This window comes from Rahnella laticis (assembly GCF_015644585.1).
Taxonomy (GTDB): domain Bacteria; phylum Pseudomonadota; class Gammaproteobacteria; order Enterobacterales; family Enterobacteriaceae; genus Rahnella; species Rahnella laticis.
This window is the reverse complement of sequence record NZ_JADOBI010000003.1, coordinates 379192-395992: the sequence shown is the minus strand read 5'-3', so window position 1 is coordinate 395992 and position 16801 is coordinate 379192. Positions and strand designations below refer to the sequence as shown.

The window sequence follows — 16801 nt, the reverse complement described above, 5'->3', positions numbered from 1 at the left end:
CAGAAAACTGACACTAGTCTCATTATTTATCCGTACTGATGCTCTATGCCTTTTGCGTCACAATTACTGGGAATTTATGGAAGCCTATTTACAACATCTGGTCGCTCAGTCGGTGGGCTTTGCTTTAATTATTGTCGCCGTAGTGGCTTTTTTCGAATCGCTGGCGCTGGTCGGGCTGATTCTGCCCGGCACGGTGATGATGGCGACACTCGGGACGCTGATCGGCAGCGGTCAGGTCGGCTTGTACGAAGCGTGGCTGGCCGCCGGGCTCGGTTGCTTCTTTGGCGACTGGGCGTCTTACTTCATCGGGCGGCGTTTTAAAGAACCGCTGCATCAGTGGAAATTCCTGCAACGCTATCAGTCATTGCTTGATAAAACCGGGCACGCGCTTGATCGTCACAGCTTTGCAACGGTGATTATTGGCCGCTTCATTGGCCCGACGCGTCCGCTGGTGCCGCTGGCTGCCGGTATGCTGAACCTGCCGCCGTATAAATTTGCGCCGCCGAATATCATCGGCTGCATCACCTGGCCGCCGGTCTACTTCCTGCCGGGAATTCTGGCCGGCGTCGCGATCGACATTCCGACCGGCCACAACAGCGCGGTCTTCAAATGGATGCTGTTTGCGGCCTTCGTGCTGATCTGGCTGAGCGCCTGGCTTCTCTGGCGCTGGTTCCGTGCCGGAAAAGCCACGCCGGACGCGATGACAAAATGGTTACCGCTGCCGCGCCTGCGCGTGGTTTGTGTGCTGAGTCTGGTCGCGACGGCGGTGAGCATCGTGATGCTCAGCAAACAGCCGATGATGCCGGTCTACGGTCATTTGCTGTGGAAAGTGATTACCCGCTAACGGGAACGGCAATATCCTGCAAAAAGTCTTGTGCAGGATATTGCCGCATTATTTCGGTTTGCGTGAAAATAATATCGTCTGCTAATTGTTCGTGATAACGTGTCCCCGTAAACCGCTCGCCTTACTGTTAATATTGACTTTATTTCCTTAATTTGAACTCACTCTCATATCTGACCGATAGTTTATTTTTTCTTTCGGTTTTACTGCTTTGCGATTTTTTATAATGAGTTGTTTTGTATAGATAAAAATCCTTTTTTGGCTATTTATAGATAAAAGCTATAAATGCCCCGCTAAATCAATATTGGTTTAGCCCTTTCCTCATCGTGAATACTCCCAGCGCTCGGACTTTTGAATCTAATATGCACAGTTTTCAGGAATGTGCATTTCTGGCTAAGGGAATTAAGCGCGATGAAGAAATTAATTAAATATACATTACCTCTGGCATTAATATTTTTAGCGCCCGGCGCTCAGGCTGAATATTTATGGGGCTTCTTTGATACCGGTTTGCATTATCTGGACTGGACACAAAACACCACGCACCGGACCGGAATGAAATCGCATAAAGATGACTTTTTCTATCTTGAACTGGAAGGCGGTGCGGGATTTACCTGGGGTGAAACTTACGGTTTCTTCGATCTGGAAAATCCGCTGAATAAAGAACATGACCAGCCGGGAGATGAACAGCGCTATACCTTTAAAAGCACCAACCGGTTCTATCTGGGTAATTCAGGTTTTAATCTTTACGGCCATTTATATGGCACCTACGGTGCGCCGCTCGGCGTGCATTTCCATGATGTCATGGCGTTATACGGAATAGGCTACAACATTAAAGCGGGTAACTTCTGGTACAAGCCTTTTATCGCCAAACGTTATACCGATCAGACGTATTACACCGGCGATAATGGCTATGTATTTGGCTGGGTCGCCGGATATGACTTCACCGCATGGGGCGAGAATTTCAGCCTGACCAACTGGACGGAATATGAGTTTGACCGCGCCGATCAATATGCTGCCGGCAACGGCGGTAAAGAGGGCGTCAACGGTGGCGCAGGCTTCTGGTGGAAGCCCAATCCCAGCCTGACGATCGGATTACAATATCGCTATGCGGATAATAAATTGGGTGAAAGTTTCCTCCAGGACGGAATTATCTACTCCATAAAATATAACTTCTGATCTGCTCGCATCGCATTGCTCATGCTCTTCTGAAAGGAAATAAAATGACAATACAAATCCGGCTGAAAATTATGTTCTTCCTTCAGTTCTTTATCTGGGGTTCCTGGCTGGTGACGCTGGGTTCTTATATGATCAACACATTGCATTTTACCGGAGCGCAGGTGGGTTTAGTTTACGGCGCTAAAGGTATTGCCTGTATTATTATGCCCGGCATCGTCGGTATTATTGCGGACCGCTGGGTAAAGGCCAATAAACTGTATGCGCTGTGTCATTTCTTGGGTGCGCTTGCTTTATTTACGGCGGCCGGCATTGCTGATCCCCATCTGATGTTCTTTGCGATGCTATTTAATGCCATGGTATATATGCCGACCATCGCGTTATCCAATACCATTTCCTATATTTGCCTTGAGAAAGCCGGGCTGGATACGGTGAAAAACTTCCCTCTGGTGCGCGTGTTTGGCACGGTCGGGTTTATTTTTGCAATGTGGGTTATCAGCCTTTCCGGTTTTGAGCTCAGCAATATTCAGCTGTATATCGCGTCGGGCATCTCGGTGGCGCTGGCTCTGTACGCGTTAACGCTGCCGGCTTGCCCGACATCCGGCGTGAAAAAAGGCAGCTCGTGGGTGAGCTTGCTGGGGCTTGACGCGTTTGTGTTGTTCCGCCAGAAGAAGATGGCCGTTTTCTTCCTGTTCGCCATGCTGCTGGGTGTTTCCCTGCAAATCAGCAACACATTTGCCAGCCCGTTTATGCATGATTTCTACCGTAATCCGCTGTTCCACGACAGCCTGGTGGTGAAGTATCCGTCCATTCTGTTGTCGATGTCCCAGATCGCCGAAGTCTTCTTTATTCTGACCATCCCGTTCTTCCTGTCCCGGTTTGGGATCAAGCGGGTCATGATGATCAGCATGGCGGCCTGGACGCTGCGCTTCGCACTGTTCGCTTTCGGCGATCCGTCGTTTGGCGGGATGGTTTTCCTGTTGCTGTCGATGCTGGTGTACGGCTGCGCGTTCGACTTCTTCAATATTTCAGGGGCGATTTTTGTTGAAAAAGAAGTGGCGCATAACATCCGTGCCAGCGCTCAGGGCTTATTTATGACAATGGTGAACGGCGTCGGGGCGTATGTCGGCGCCATAGCCAGCGGGCATGTAGTTGATCACTTTACGGTGGATGGCGTGAAAGACTGGCAAAGTATCTGGCTTTCCTTTGCCGCTTATACCGTGGCTCTGGTGATCGTGTTTGCCTGCACGTTTAAGTACAAACATAACCCGGCAGAATTCGCCAAACCGGTTCTCAGCCACTGATATCCGGCCGCCGGATGCCCAGCACTTTGGCTTCCGGCGCGGTGCCGTCAGCCAGCGCCTGCGTCGGGCCATCGTAGAAAATCCTGCCGTCCACAATCAGCAAGGTGCGCGGCGCAATCCGCGCCGCATCGTCCAGATTGTGCGACACCATCAGCAGCGTGAGATTACGCTGCCCGCACACTTTATCCAGCAAACTCAGCATTTCGCTGCGCAGCGCAGGGTCGAGCGCAGAAAACGGTTCGTCGAGCAGCAAAACCGGCTGACTGCGTAACAGGCAACGCGCCAGTGCCACGCGCTGACGCTGCCCGCCGGAAAGTTGCGACGGCAGACGCTCCAGACAATCTTCCAGCCCGACCTGCCGGGCGATTTCTTCTAATGCCTGCTTTTGTTGTGCGCTGAGTTTCAGCCCCGGATGCAGCCCCAGCCCCATGTTCTGGCGTACGGTCAGATGCGAGAACAGATTGTTTTCCTGAAACAGCATCGACACCGGACGTTTCGCCGGGGGTGTTGCGCTGTGATCGGCACCGTTCAGTAAAATTTGCCCGCTGACCGGCGTCAGAAAACCCGCCACCAGGCTGAGCAGGGTACTTTTCCCCGCGCCGCTCGGGCCGAGGATCGCCACACGTTCACCCGCCGCGACGCGCAAATCAAAGCGCATCGGCAAATGCTCGTACAGATAGGTCAGTTTATTCAGCGTCAGCATGGCGGCCCGGCAATTTCTCAATCAGGGTAAATAACAGGAAGCATAGCAGCAGGAGTAAAAGCGCCGTGACCGCACCGTCCTGGCTGCGATAGGAACCTATCTGCTGATACAGATAAAACGGCAACGTGCGGAAATTCTCATTGCCAAACAGCGCTATTACACCGAAATCCCCGAGCGACAGCACACAGGCGAACGCCAGTGCCTGCGCAATCGGGCGTTTCAGCGCACTGAGTTCGACGCGGCGCAACCGCTGCCAGCCGTGCATATCCAGCGAAAGGCACAGCGGATTGTAGCGTTCGGCCACGTCGCGCATCGGGTTATCCAGCACTTTTAAAGCGTAAGGTACGGCCATCAGTGCGTTGGTTAAAATGACCAGCGGCCACGGCGATTGCGGCAATCCGGTGGTGTCACTGAGCAGCAGGAAAAAGCCCGTGGCCAGCACGATGCCCGGCATCGCGAGGATCAGCATTCCGCTGAGATCCATTGCCTGCGCCCAGCCATTTTTCTGGCGCAAACGCAGCTCGCGGCTGCTCCACAGCAACATCATCGTCAGCAACACGCACAATAATCCGCTGCCCAGCGCGATGCGGACTGACGTCCATAAAGCCTGCCACAGCGCGGGCTGTTGCAGCACGCTGACGGCGGCGCGATTTATACCATCGAAAACCACGGCCAGCAGCGGCGGCAGGATCAGCAGTAAAGCCAGACCAATCAGCAGGCCGTCGGTAATGCGGCGCAGCGGGGAGTCGTCCGGATTGCGCCAGCGCTGAGCCTGCGTTTGCCCGACCGGCAGCGCCTGACTCAGTTTCTGACTGAGCAAGACCAGCGCCAGACAGCAAAACAACTGGATCAGCGCCAGCGTGGCGGCACGGCCTAAATCATAGTCGTAACTCAGCGCCTGAAAGATCGCCAGCTCAATGGTGGTCGCCTGCGGGCCGCCGCCAAGGGAAAGGACGGTCGCAAAGCTGGCGAAGCACAGCATAAAAATCAGCGCTGCCGCCGGGAAAATCTGACGACGCAGCGCGGGCCATTCGACAAAGCGAAACTGCTGCCACGCGTTCATCCCCAGCTGAGCCGCCAGCTGACGCTGCTCAACTGCGATATTTTCCAGCGCCTGTAATAAAAGACGGGTTGCCAGCGGCAGATTGAAAAATACGTGCGCCAGCAAAATGCCCTGTAAACCATACGGCGAAAAATGGTAATCCACGCCCAGCCAGCCGCAAATCTGCGCCAGCCAGCCCTGTCTTCCGTATACGCTGAGAATGCCGAACACCGCGACTAAAACCGGCAATACCAGCGTCATCGCGCACAATCGTAATAACAGCTGACGGCCGGGAAAACGGCGGCGGAAGAGGGCGCGGGCCAGTAAAATGGCGGGCAGCACCGAGCAGAGCGCCGAAAGCAGCGCCTGCCAGAAAGTGAAGCGGATAACGTGCCAGAGATACGGATCCTGCCACGCGGACGCACCGCTCATTTGTGGCGCATGACGCCACAGCGAGCCTAATGCCAGCGCGGCGACCAGCAGCATCGCCAGTGACGCCACCGCGCCCGGCCACAGCCAGCGGGGGATCAACGGCTGACGGCGTTCTGCCATGCCTGAATCCATTCGCTGCGGTGAGAAGCCACATCCTGTGCGCTGTATTGCAAGGATTTTGCCGGTACAGTCAGCTGTTTAAAGGCATCAGGCAGTGGCGTGCTGATCACCGGATACATCCAGTTGCCGGTCGGAATGACTTTCTGGAAATCTTCAGTAGTGACGAATTTCATGAACTGTTCAGCCAGTTTTGGCTGTTTGCTGCTGGCCAGTTGGCCCGCGACTTCCACCTGCATGTAATGACCTTCGGTGAAGTCAGCGGCGGCATAATTGTCTTTCTTCTCTTCGACAATGTGATACGCCGGAGAAGTGGTGTAGCTCAGCACCAGATCGCTTTCGCCTTTGAGGAACAGGCCGTAAGCCTCGCTCCAGCCTTTGGTGACGGTCACGGTTTTCGCTGCCAGTTTTTGCCACGCTTCAGGCGCTTTGTCGCCATAGACTTTTTGCATCCACAGCATCAGGCCGAGACCCGGCGTGCTGGTGCGCGGATCTTCGTAAATCACTTTCCATTTCTGGTCGCTGTTGATCAGCTCATCAAGGCTTTTTGGCGGGTTTTTCAGTTTATTTTTGTCATACACGAACGCGAAATAACCGTAGTCGTAAGGCACAAACGTCGTGTTATTCCAGCCACCCGGCACCGTCAGTTTAGCATCGGTTTTCGGCGCTTTGGCAAACAGGCCGGTTTGCTCAGCGGCCTGCAACAGGTTGTTATCCAGACCGAGCACCACGTCCGCTTTCGTGTTTTTGCCTTCCATCCGCAGACGGTTCAGCAGAGATACGCCGTCTTCCAGCGCGACATATTTCAGTTCGCAGCCGCACTGTGCCTCAAAGGCTTTTTTGATCGCCGGGCCGGGGCCCCAGTCGGCAGAGAAGGAATCGTAGGTATATACCGTCAGAACGGGTTTTGCAGCAAAGGCAGGTGCAGAAAGTAACAGCAGGCAGGACAATAATTTTTTCAACTTTGCGCTCCAAAAAAGAAAAGGGGCAAAGGATTTTGAGTGAGCATCGCACAGTCTCAAATCCCTCCGCCGGGGTTAACCGGATCAGGTTCGACGGGTATCAGGTCTCAGCCATATTTAAACGTGCTGCGCGTGTGTTGATCGGGCGTCGTGCAGTGCTCGAAATGCTCACGTACTTTGTGTACGCTCCGCTTTCTGTGCGCTGGACTTCACCCGCTGAACACGCGCTCGCGGCGTTTAAAAATCGAGGTCATTCTTTATTACAAAAGAAGTCTCTCGGGCACCCCGTTGAGAACGGATGTCATTCTAGAGATTAACGGCGCAATGCGATAGTCCGATTAGCTGTCGGGCGGCGCGAACCAGGCAGATTTGAAGTCGAACCAGCCGAGGGTGTTCATCCGCACGCCGCGCATACTGCGCTGGCCTTGCAAAACCAGCCAGTGATGAAACAGCGGATGAATATGGTGGCTGGCGATCTGCTTCTGGCTCCAGTCGGCAATCGAGAGCTTTCCGGCGTGCCATAACGCGGCGTCTTCATCCATTGTTTGCGGGAAGCAATACGCCAGCAGCGGCAGTTCGAAGAACGAGGCAAACAGCGAAAACTCGAGCGGCAACGTGAAGTTGGCACTGCCCAGCCACAGATCAGTTTTCACGCCGCCGCGATACCACACCGCATAATCGACAATCTGAATCACCAGCTCAATGCCTTCTGCTGCCAGCAGCGGACGCAGTGCATTGCAGATGGCGTGATGTTCCGAGTGCTCGTTATAAAACGTCAGCGTGACCTGCGTGAGACCGTCAGGTTTGGGCGGGCGAGGCAGCAGCGCTTTATGATGCCAGCGCGGCAACAGGCCGTACGCCGGTGACCAGTAACGCTGGTAAACCGGCTCGGCGGCGTTGAGCAGCGCAATCGGATTGAACAAATCGCACAGCCACTGGCGCGTTTGTGCGTTTTGGCCGACCGGCGAACGCTGGTCGAAAAGCAGAAAATAACAACCTTCCTCAAGGCGGCTTTCAAGCTCACTCTTGCCGGATTCGTCAGCCTGAAGCTGGACGCCGGAATGCACCAGTTCCTCACTGAGTTCAGGTAAAACCCAGATATTGACCTCATCGATCAGCGCCCGGAATCCAAAATATTCGTCAAACGCGCGGATCCGCAGCTGCGTTTTCTGATTCCGTACCACGGCATACGGGCCGGTTCCCACCGGATGGCGGGCAAAATCGGGCAATGACTCCCATTCCTGCGGCAGGATTGTTGCGTGAATATTCCCGAACAGCCACGGCAGCCAGTGGTCGGGCGCGTTCAGATGGATGTCGATGACGTTTGGCGTCGGCGAGATCACTGAGACGATATTGCCGAATAAGCGGTGTGTTTTGAGACGAGCGAAGGTGGTAATAATATCGGCCATTTCCAGCTCACGACCATGATGAAAATGAATGGCCGGACGCAGATAAAACCGCCAGTGCAACGGAGAGATTTCCTGCCAGTGATGGGCCAGATCACCTTCTACTTCCCCTTTTTCCTCATTTATGCGCGTCAGTCCGCTGAAAATCTGTCGCGCGATGTGCGTTTCCGAGCGGCGTAACATAGTACCAGGCAGCAGGTTAAACAGCGGGCGATAGTACAGCACGCGCAGAATATGTTTGCCCTGACGGAAGCTGCGCCCCAGCTGGGATAACAGCATCTGGCGCACCATGCTTTTATCGCCAACCAGCTGTACCAGCTGATCGATCCGGTCCTGTTCAAGCAGTTCTTCGGCGCGTTGTTGCTGGAGCGCAAGGCCGGTGTACAAAAAAGTCAGCTTTGACCGCTTACCGCGCCCGGCTTCGGCATCCCAGCTGAGCCACCCCTGATCCTGCATGGTGCTGAGCAGGGACCGCATATGCCGCCGCGAGCAGTTCAGGATTTCCGATAACGCCAGCAAAGTGGTTTCGGTTTCTTCGCCGTGGCAGCTTTGCCACAATCTGATGAACTGCTGTTGCAAACGGGACGAGGTCATAAAAGAGGAACTCCGGAGGAAATCTCATCAATTTATCTTTCCTCATATTACCCCGATACTGATCTCCAACGAAAGCCAGTCATGAAGGTCAGGAGGTCATCATGAAAAACACGCTAACCGCCCGTTTCTATCAGCGCTACTTCGCTGCCATCAGCAGAAATGCGGCCAGAAATCATGCTGACTGGCTGTCATGGGTTCCGGTGGAATACCGTTTAGACATTCTCTCCCGCCTGACGCAGTGGGACATCGCCTCGCAGGATGATGAACAATACCGCCGTCATTTATAACCCGCAGTCGCGGCCAGATTCGATTTTCTGAGTAATGGTGTAATGTCACCAGCCAGTGGGGTAACTCACTGGTTTTTTTCTATTGATTATCCCCTTCACACTTCGAGCCGCAGATGCGTTGGCCGCTCTTGCTCACCCGAATCACTGACTCATGTCAGCTCATCGGGATTCGCGCGATTGCCGCCTTCCTGCAACTCGAATTGTTTTGGGTATACACTGTATGTTTCTTTGTAAGACTTTCATTTCTCAGGGATGGCGTTATGTCTAAACCTCGTATTAATGCAATTTATGTCACCTTTCTGGTGGTGTCCTTGCTGTGTGGTGTCGCGGGCGCGTTGCAGGCGCCGACGCTTAGCCTGTTTCTGACCAATGAAGTGAAAGTCCGGCCGATGTGGGTCGGTTTCTTTTATACCGTCAACGCGATTGCCGGGATTGCGATCAGCTTTCTGCTGGCGAATCGTTCGGATAACAAAGGCGACCGCCGCAAGTTGCTGATGTTCTGCTGCCTGATGGCCATCGGCAACAGTCTGGTGTTTGCTTTCAGCCGTGATTATCTGGTGCTGATCACCGTCGGGGTTTTGCTGGCGGCGATCGGGAATGCGGCAATGCCGCAGCTGTTTGCGCTGGCGCGCGAACACGCCGATCGTTCATCCAGCGAAGTCGTCATGTTCAGCTCGATGATGCGTGCGATGCTCTCGCTGGCGTGGGTGCTGGGGCCGCCGCTGTCATTCATGCTGGCGCTGAATTACGGTTTCACGCCGATGTATCTGAGTGCGGCCGCGGTGTTTATCGGCAGCATACTGATGATTGCGTTTTTCCTGCCGTCCGTGCCACGCCTCGAACAGCCGGTGGATGAAAAAGTCGTGCCGGTCAGCGCGTGGCGGAACAAAGATGTGCGTCTGCTGTTTTTCGCATCATTGCTGATGTGGACGTGCAATATCATGTACATCATTGATATGCCGCTGTATATCACCAGCGAGTTAGGTTTGCCGGAAGGGCTGGCGGGCTTGCTGATGGGTACGGCGGCAGGGCTGGAAATCCCGGCGATGCTGGTGGCCGGCTATCTGGTCAAACGTTTTGGTAAACGCAAACTGATGCTTTATGCGGTGGCGAGCGGGGTGATTTTCTATGCCGGTCTGGTGGCGTTCCCGTTCAAAGCCGCGCTGATGATCCTGCAACTGTTTAACGCGATTTTCATTGGTATCGTGGCGGGTATCGGGATGCTGTATTTTCAGGATCTGATGCCGGGGCGCGCCGGTTCGGCGACCACGTTATTCACCAACAGTATCTCGACCGGCGTGATTTGCGCAGGTTTGCTTCAGGGCGTGATCGTGGAGAACTTCGGCCACTATCCGGTGTATTGGGCGGCGACCGTTCTGGCGGTTCTGGCGCTCGGCCTGATGTATAAAGTCAAAGACGTCTGACCGCACTGAAAAGAAAAACCCGCGAAGTTCGCGGGTTTTTTTACGCCTGAAGCATAGTCATCAGTGCATAAATGCAGGCTGATTTTTCTCGTAGCCGGAGATGTTCTCTTCGTGCTGCAAGGTCAGGCCGATGCTGTCCAGACCGTTAATCATGCAGTGACGGCGGAAGCTGTCGATGACAAACGGATAGCTTTTGTCACCGGCTTTCACGGTTTGCGCTTCCAGATCCACTTCAAACTGAATGCCTTCGTTGTCTTTCACCAGCTGGAAAAGCTCGTCAACTTCCGCTTCGCTCAGCGTGATGGGCAGCAACTGGTTATTGAACGAGTTACCGTAGAAGATATCGGCAAAGCTCGGTGCGATGACCGCGTGGAAACCGTAGTCGGTCAGTGCCCACGGCGCATGTTCACGGGACGAGCCGCAACCGAAGTTTTCGCGTGCCAGAAGAATGCTCGCGCCTTTGTAGCGCGGTTTGTTCAGCACGAAATCCGGGTTAGGTACCTGACCGGCGTCATCCAGAAAACGCCAGTCATTGAACAGATGCTGGCCGAAACCGGTGCGGGTCACTTTCTGCAAAAACTGTTTCGGGATAATCGCATCGGTATCGACGTTTGCTGCATCCAGCGGAACCACCAGACCGATGTGTTGGGTAAATTTAGCCATGGTGTTTTCCTCAGTTCAGTTCACGGATATCAGCGAAGTGGCCGGTGACCGCTGCTGCGGCAGCCATTGCCGGGCTGACCAGATGCGTGCGTCCGCCACGGCCCTGACGGCCTTCGAAGTTACGGTTGCTGGTAGACGCGCAGCGTTCGCCCGGTTCCAGACGGTCGTTGTTCATCGCCAGACACATGGAACAGCCCGGCAGACGCCATTCAAAACCGGCCTCGATGAAGATCTTATCCAGACCTTCTTCTTCCGCCTGCGCTTTGACCGGACCTGAGCCTGGCACCACAATCGCCTGCACGCCGGTCGCTACTTTGCGGCCTTTGGCAATAGCTGCGGCGGCGCGTAAATCTTCGATACGTGAGTTGGTGCAGGAACCGATAAAGACTTTGTCGATGGCGACGTCGGTCAGTTTAATGCCCGGCTGCAAATCCATATACGCCAGCGCTTTTTCAGCGGAAGCGCGTTCTACCGGATCGGCAAATGATGCAGGATTTGGGATCACCTGATTAACGGCCATCACCTGACCCGGGTTGGTGCCCCAGGTCACCTGTGGGGCAATTTCAGAGGCGTCCAGCGTCACGATGGTGTCAAACTTCGCGCCGTCTTCGGTTTTCAGGGTTTTCCAGTATTCTACCGCGGCGTCCCAGTTCTGCTCTTTCGGCGCAAACTGACGGCCTTTCAGATAAGCAAACGTGGTTTCATCCGGCGCAACCAGACCGGCTTTTGCACCCATTTCAATCGCCATGTTGCACAGGGTCATACGGCCTTCCATGCTCAGCGCTTCAATCGCTTTACCGCAGAATTCCACCACGTGGCCGGTACCACCCGCACTGCCGGTTTTACCGATAATTGCCAGCACGATGTCTTTTGCCGTGATGCCCGCAGGCGCTTCGCCGGTAACTTCAATCTTCATCGTTTTCGCGCGGCCCTGTTTCAGGGTTTGCGTCGCCAGAACGTGCTCAACTTCAGAGGTGCCGATACCGAAAGCCAGCGAGCCGAATGCGCCGTGCGTGGCGGTATGGGAGTCGCCGCACACGATAGTCATGCCCGGCAATGTCATACCCTGCTCAGGGCCGATGACGTGAACGATGCCCTGGAACGGGTGGTTCAGGTCATACAACTGCACGCCAAATTCCGCACAGTTTTTGATTAATTCCTGCATCTGAATGCGCGCCATTTCGCCGCTCGCATTGATGTCTTTGGTTTGCGTGGATACGTTGTGATCCATGGTCGCAAAGGTTTTTCCCGGCTGGCGCACAGGACGGCCCATTGCGCGCAGGCCGTCGAATGCCTGCGGAGAGGTCACTTCGTGAACCAGATGGCGGTCGATATATAACAATGGCGTTTCGTTTTGTGCTTCGTAAACCACGTGAGCATCAAACAATTTTTGATACAGAGTCTTGGCCATGTTATGCCCCTTCTTTCACAAAGCGGGCAATAATGTCGCCCATTTCACTGGTGCCCAACGCCTGCTGGCCGTTCGCCAGATCGCCGGTGCGGTGACCTGCTTCCAGCGCTTTATTCACGGCCTGTTCGATTGCATTTGCCGCGTCATCCGCGCCCAGGCTGTAACGCAGTAACAGCGCCGCAGACAGGATTTGTGCAATCGGGTTAGCGATGTTTTTACCGGCGATATCCGGTGCAGACCCGCCTGCCGGTTCGAACAGACCAAACGCCTGCTCATTCATGCTGGCAGAAGGCAACATGCCCATAGAACCGGTGATCATCGCGCATTCGTCAGACAGGATGTCGCCGAACAAGTTGGAACACAGCAGCACGTCAAACTGGGACGGATCTTTAATCAGCTGCATGGTCGCGTTGTCGATGTACATGTGGCTCAGGCTGACGTCCGGGTAATCTTTTGCGATTTCGTTAACCACTTCGCGCCACATAATCGAGGTCTGCAACACGTTGGCTTTATCGATGGAGGTCACTTTGCTGCGGCGTTTACGCGCAGATTCAAACGCGATACGTGCAATACGTTCGATTTCAAAGCGGTAATAGACTTCGGTATCAAACGCTTTTTCGTGCTGACCCTGACCTTCGCGGCCTTTCGGCTGACCGAAGTAGATACCGCCAGTCAGTTCGCGTACGCACAGAATGTCGAAGCCTTTTGCGGCAATGTCGGCACGCAGCGGGCAAAACTCCTCCAGACCCTGATACAGACGGGCAGGGCGCAGGTTACTGAACAATTTGAAGTGCTTACGCAGCGGTAATAATGCGCCGCGCTCCGGCTGATCGTTAGGTGGCAAATGTTCCCATTTCGGGCCGCCGACGGAGCCAAACAGAATGGCATCAGCTTGTTCGCAACCCGCAACGGTGGCTTCCGGCAACGGGCTGCCGTGTTTATCGATGGCTGCGCCACCGACGTCATATTCGCTGGTCGTAATTTTCAGGCCAAAACGCTGACGCACTGCGTCCAGAACTTTGTAGGCCTGGGCCATAACTTCAGGGCCAATTCCGTCTCCGGGTAAGACGGCAATATGATGGGTCTTGCTCATGTTCACACCGTTTCCTGATTATTTTGAATGTTGTTGTGTTGCTGACTTTCCTGCTGCAAACGTTGTTTTTCAATCTCAACTTGTTTGCTGCGCCAGATGTTGTTCAGTACGTGCACCATCGCTTGTGCGGAGGATTCAACGATGTCTGTCGCCAGACCCACGCCGTGGAAGCGGCGGCCATTAAAGGAGACGACAACGTCGACCTGGCCCAGTGCGTCGCGGCCCTGGCCTTTTGCACTCAGCTGGTATTTGACCAGCTCAATCTGATAGCCGGTGATGCGGTTGATGGCCTGATAGACAGCATCAACCGGGCCGTTGCCGGTGGCGGCTTCGGTCATGATTTCTTCGCCACAGGCCAGATTCACAGAAGCCGTGGCGGTAATTTTGGAGCCTGACTGCACGCTGAAGTTATCCAGACGGTAGAATTCCGGCTCTTCCTGCTGCTTATTAATGAAGACCAGTGCTTCTAAATCGTAGTCGAAAACCTGACCTTTTTTGTCGGCCAGCTTCAGGAATGCGGTATACAGATGATCCATGTTGTAATCGGATTCTTTATAGCCCATTTCTTCCATACGATGCTTCACGGCCGCGCGGCCGGAGCGGGAAGTCAGGTTCAGCTGAATCTGGTTCAGACCGATAGATTCCGGGGTCATGATTTCGTAGTTTTCGCGGTTTTTCAGCACGCCGTCCTGGTGAATACCGGAAGAGTGTGCGAACGCGTTAGACCCGACAATCGCTTTGTTGCCCGGGATTGGCATGTTGGTGATCTGGCTGACAATCTGACTGGTGCGGTAGATTTCTTTGTGATTGATGTTGGTGTGGACATTCATGTATTCCGAACGGGTGCGGATTGCCATGATCACTTCTTCCAGCGCGGTATTCCCGGCGCGTTCGCCGATACCGTTCAGCGTGCCTTCAACCTGACGCGCACCGGCCTGAATGGCGGCGATGGAGTTACCGACCGCCATACCCAAATCATCGTGACAGTGTACGGAGATAATCGCTTTATCGATGTTAGGTACGCGTTCGTACAGGTTAGTAATGATGCCGCCGAACTGAACTGGTGTGGTGTAACCGACGGTATCGGGGATATTAATGGTGGTCGCACCGGCTTTGATGGCGGCTTCCACGACGCGGCACAGGTTGTCCAGCGGCGTACGGCCTGCATCTTCGCATGAGAATTCAACGTCATCGGTGTAATTACGGGCGCGTTTCACCGAGTGAACCGCCATATCCAACACCTGATCAAACGAACGCTTCAGTTTGGATTCAATGTGCAGGGTAGAGGTTGCCAAAAAGACGTGGATACGGAACGCTTCAGCTACGCGCAACGCTTCGGCTGCGGCATCGATGTCACCGTCTACGCAACGGGCCAGACCGCAAACACGGCTGTTTTTAATCTGGCGCGCGATGGTTTGTACAGACTCGAAATCGCCGGGAGAAGAGACCGGGAAGCCGACTTCCATGACATCCACGCCCATTCTTTCCAGCGCCATTGCAATTTGAATCTTCTCTTTAACACTCAGGCTGGCTTGTAACGCCTGTTCACCATCACGCAGCGTGGTATCGAAAATAATGACTTGCTCGCTCATGGGTTATTCCTTGTCTGTTTTATTTTCGCGCCCTGCGGGGAGATAAAAAAAAACCCGCGCATCGGCGCGGGTTTATTGTCTGTGGAAGTTGAAATCAGTTCTGATTTTCGCCCACTGGCTTACCGCGCAAATTTTCTGCGTTGAGTAGTAGGCCTAGGAGACGGGTAATCATGAACATGTTTTCAGCTTCTCATAATCGGGTGGTCAGAACGGATATCGTTCAAACAGTGCCTAAAGTGATACGGGAATGTCCTTTGTATGTCAACCTTCACTGTGTGGAAATCGCTAAAAACCGTGCAAATGATATTTTATCTCATTTAGCATAAAAAACTGGTTGCGGGAGTCTGTCCGGCGCAAAGCTTTTTGCGGTTTTTTCCCTCACTCTGCGTATATAAAAAGGTCAAAAAGAGACACCATTTTTAAACAGCGTGCTAAATTACCTTTCTAATACAGGTGATTAGGGATGATGTAGTTCTGCTTAACTTATTATTCATTTTTCGCATGTTGTTTACCCAACTATTTTATTGTCTTATATCATCAGTTTTTAAGGGGGAAGTGAGATTCATATTTCCCTTTATGATTATTAGGAAATGCGTTTCTATATCCTTTCCTAATTAACATGATGAAATTCCACGGAATTACCGGTCATTGTTTCTGCAGGTCTGATATTCCTCCGTGTCCTGTTTTTATAAAGAAAGTTATTAACGTCATTACTGCTTTTATTGGAGTAATTTTGATGGAGAACTTCATGTCAGATATCACTACAGAAATTAAAACTAAGCAGCCGGAAGCCGAAACACATCTTCGTAATGTGGATTTGAATTTACTGACGGTATTCGATGCTGTAATGCAATTACAGAATATTACCCGCGCTGCCAATATGCTGGGAATGTCCCAGCCCGCAGTTAGTAATGCCGTAGCCCGGCTGAAAGTGATGTTCAATGATGATTTATTTGTGCGTTATGGCCGCGGTATTCAGCCCACCATGCGCGCCCGTCAGCTCTTCGGACCTGTCCGTCAGGCTTTGCAGCTGGTCATGAATGAGTTGCCGGGTGCAGGTTTTGATCCCAATATCAGCATGCGCCAGTTTAATGTGGCAATTTGCAGCCCGCTGGATAAACGCCTGACGTCTCAGGTTTTAAATGCCATTGATACATTATCAACCGGTGTCAGCATTAAATTGCAGACCATCGTCAATGATAATATCGAGCACCAGCTGCGTTATCAGAATATTGAATTTATGATCAGCTATCGTAAATTTGAACGTGCTGATTTTTGTAATCAGGCATTATTTAATGACGAACTCGTTCTGGTCGCCGCGAAAAATCATCCGCGTATTAGCCCGCATATGTCAGATGAAAAATATCTGAAAGAAAAACACGCCGTGATGGTTCTGGATCGTTTCTATTCATTCAGTTCGGCTTATTACGACGATCCTGAGTTGCAATCTCTGATTGCTTATCAGGGAACCGATCTTTTCAGCGTAATGGAAATTGTGTCGAAGACCGATATGGTCGCTCTGGTTCCGCGCTGGCTGGCACAATCCAATGCCGGAATGCTCAATTTATCCGTGATCCCTTTGCCGTGGATGAAAAATCATCTGACCTGCTACCTTTCCTGGCATGAATCTTCCAGCAAAGATAAAGGTAATATGTGGATGAAATCTTTATTAAGCCAATGCGTTCTGTCCTTGTAGTAAGCCAACGAATCACACTTTTACTGAGGCTCAGGCTGAAGTAAAAGTGGCTGGTTATGAA

The 16801-nt window shown here is 53.0% G+C and carries 14 protein-coding genes; 6 read left to right on the top strand and 8 right to left on the bottom strand.

The features are described 5' to 3' along the window. The first annotated feature begins 76 nt into the window (after positions 1-76). The 3 genes from IV433_RS08080 (at position 77) to IV433_RS08070 (ending at position 3318) form a co-directional block, all read left to right on the top strand. Entirely contained in the window at positions 77-844 is a 768-nt protein-coding gene (locus IV433_RS08080; protein WP_195813706.1) for a DedA family protein, read from the top strand. Between the two features lie 408 nt (positions 845-1252). Further along, entirely contained in the window at positions 1253-2017 is a 765-nt protein-coding gene (locus tag IV433_RS08075; RefSeq protein WP_195813707.1) for a nucleoside-specific channel-forming Tsx family protein, read from the top strand. Positions 2018-2061: 44 nt separating this feature from the next. Continuing rightward, positions 2062-3318, top strand: coding sequence for a nucleoside permease (locus IV433_RS08070; protein WP_195813708.1), 1257 nt, complete (start codon positions 2062-2064; stop codon positions 3316-3318). Here the strand turns inward: IV433_RS08070 and thiQ are convergent. From thiQ to sgrR, 4 genes are all read right to left on the bottom strand, one after another. Next, positions 3308-4021, bottom strand: a complete 714-nt coding sequence (gene thiQ, locus IV433_RS08065) for a thiamine ABC transporter ATP-binding protein ThiQ (protein WP_195813709.1) — start codon at positions 4019-4021, stop codon at positions 3308-3310. The genes IV433_RS08070 and thiQ overlap by 11 nt on opposite strands. After that, the gene (gene thiP, locus IV433_RS08060; RefSeq protein ID WP_195813710.1) at positions 4005-5615 is read right to left on the bottom strand and encodes a thiamine/thiamine pyrophosphate ABC transporter permease ThiP; all 1611 of its coding nucleotides are present in this window, start codon (positions 5613-5615) and stop codon (positions 4005-4007) included. The genes thiQ and thiP overlap by 17 nt, the downstream gene beginning before the upstream one ends. Next, positions 5591-6574 carry a thiamine ABC transporter substrate binding subunit gene (gene thiB / locus IV433_RS08055; RefSeq protein ID WP_101075146.1) on the bottom strand — a complete coding sequence of 328 codons (984 nt, stop codon included), beginning with the start codon at positions 6572-6574 and terminating at the stop codon, positions 5591-5593. Before thiB ends, thiP begins: the two co-directional genes overlap by 25 nt. Positions 6575-6912: 338 nt before the next feature. Next, positions 6913-8574 carry an HTH-type transcriptional regulator SgrR gene (gene sgrR / locus IV433_RS08050; protein ID WP_195813711.1) on the bottom strand — a complete coding sequence of 554 codons (1662 nt, stop codon included), beginning with the start codon at positions 8572-8574 and terminating at the stop codon, positions 6913-6915. A 101-nt stretch (positions 8575-8675) separates the two neighbouring features. On the opposite strand from sgrR, the gene sgrT reads away from it, so the two are divergent. Next, positions 8676-8861 (top strand): glucose uptake inhibitor SgrT, encoded by a 186-nt coding sequence (gene sgrT, locus IV433_RS08045; RefSeq protein WP_195813712.1) that lies wholly within the window; start codon positions 8676-8678, stop codon positions 8859-8861. Positions 8862-9121: 260 nt separating this feature from the next. Then, positions 9122-10285: an MFS transporter gene (locus IV433_RS08040; protein ID WP_195813713.1), complete on the top strand. Its 1164-nt coding sequence runs from the start codon at positions 9122-9124 to the stop codon at positions 10283-10285. A gap of 60 nt (positions 10286-10345) precedes the next feature. On the opposite strand, the gene leuD is transcribed toward IV433_RS08040, so the two are convergent. From leuD to leuA, 4 genes are read right to left on the bottom strand one after another with little or no spacing between them, the layout of a single operon-like run. Further along, a complete protein-coding gene (leuD, locus tag IV433_RS08035) occupies positions 10346-10948 on the bottom strand; it encodes a 3-isopropylmalate dehydratase small subunit (protein ID WP_195813714.1) in 603 nt (200 codons plus the stop codon). Between the two features lie 10 nt (positions 10949-10958). Next, entirely contained in the window at positions 10959-12359 is a 1401-nt protein-coding gene (gene leuC / locus IV433_RS08030) for a 3-isopropylmalate dehydratase large subunit (protein ID WP_101075152.1), read from the bottom strand. Position 12360: 1 nt separating this feature from the next. Beyond that, positions 12361-13452 (bottom strand): 3-isopropylmalate dehydrogenase, encoded by a 1092-nt coding sequence (leuB, locus tag IV433_RS08025; protein ID WP_101075153.1) that lies wholly within the window; start codon positions 13450-13452, stop codon positions 12361-12363. 2 nt (positions 13453-13454) lie between these two features. Further along, positions 13455-15044 carry a 2-isopropylmalate synthase gene (gene leuA / locus IV433_RS08020; protein ID WP_195813715.1) on the bottom strand — a complete coding sequence of 530 codons (1590 nt, stop codon included), beginning with the start codon at positions 15042-15044 and terminating at the stop codon, positions 13455-13457. A gap of 748 nt (positions 15045-15792) precedes the next feature. Between leuA and leuO the strand changes: the two genes are divergently transcribed. Continuing rightward, entirely contained in the window at positions 15793-16740 is a 948-nt protein-coding gene (gene leuO / locus IV433_RS08010; protein ID WP_195813716.1) for a transcriptional regulator LeuO, read from the top strand. The last annotated feature ends 61 nt before the right edge of the window (positions 16741-16801 follow it).

Bases quoted from the DNA above. Each gene is read 5' to 3' on its own strand.
- leuA (WP_195813715.1), bottom strand. From the start codon at position 15,044: ATGAGCGAGCAAGTCATTATTTTCGATACCACGCTGCGTGATGGTGAA.
- sgrT (WP_195813712.1), top strand. From the start codon at position 8,676: ATGAAAAACACGCTAACCGCCCGTTTCTATCAGCGCTACTTCGCTGCC.
- leuO (WP_195813716.1), top strand. From the start codon at position 15,793: ATGTCAGATATCACTACAGAAATTAAAACTAAGCAGCCGGAAGCCGAA.
- leuD (WP_195813714.1), bottom strand. From the start codon at position 10,948: ATGGCTAAATTTACCCAACACATCGGTCTGGTGGTTCCGCTGGATGCA.
- leuC (WP_101075152.1), bottom strand. From the start codon at position 12,359: ATGGCCAAGACTCTGTATCAAAAATTGTTTGATGCTCACGTGGTTTAC.
- IV433_RS08070 (WP_195813708.1), top strand. From the start codon at position 2,062: ATGACAATACAAATCCGGCTGAAAATTATGTTCTTCCTTCAGTTCTTT.
- sgrR (WP_195813711.1), bottom strand. From the start codon at position 8,574: ATGACCTCGTCCCGTTTGCAACAGCAGTTCATCAGATTGTGGCAAAGC.
- IV433_RS08040 (WP_195813713.1), top strand. From the start codon at position 9,122: ATGTCTAAACCTCGTATTAATGCAATTTATGTCACCTTTCTGGTGGTG.
- thiQ (WP_195813709.1), bottom strand. From the start codon at position 4,021: ATGCTGACGCTGAATAAACTGACCTATCTGTACGAGCATTTGCCGATG.
- thiP (WP_195813710.1), bottom strand. From the start codon at position 5,615: ATGGCAGAACGCCGTCAGCCGTTGATCCCCCGCTGGCTGTGGCCGGGC.
- IV433_RS08080 (WP_195813706.1), top strand. From the start codon at position 77: ATGGAAGCCTATTTACAACATCTGGTCGCTCAGTCGGTGGGCTTTGCT.
- leuB (WP_101075153.1), bottom strand. From the start codon at position 13,452: ATGAGCAAGACCCATCATATTGCCGTCTTACCCGGAGACGGAATTGGC.
- IV433_RS08075 (WP_195813707.1), top strand. From the start codon at position 1,253: ATGAAGAAATTAATTAAATATACATTACCTCTGGCATTAATATTTTTA.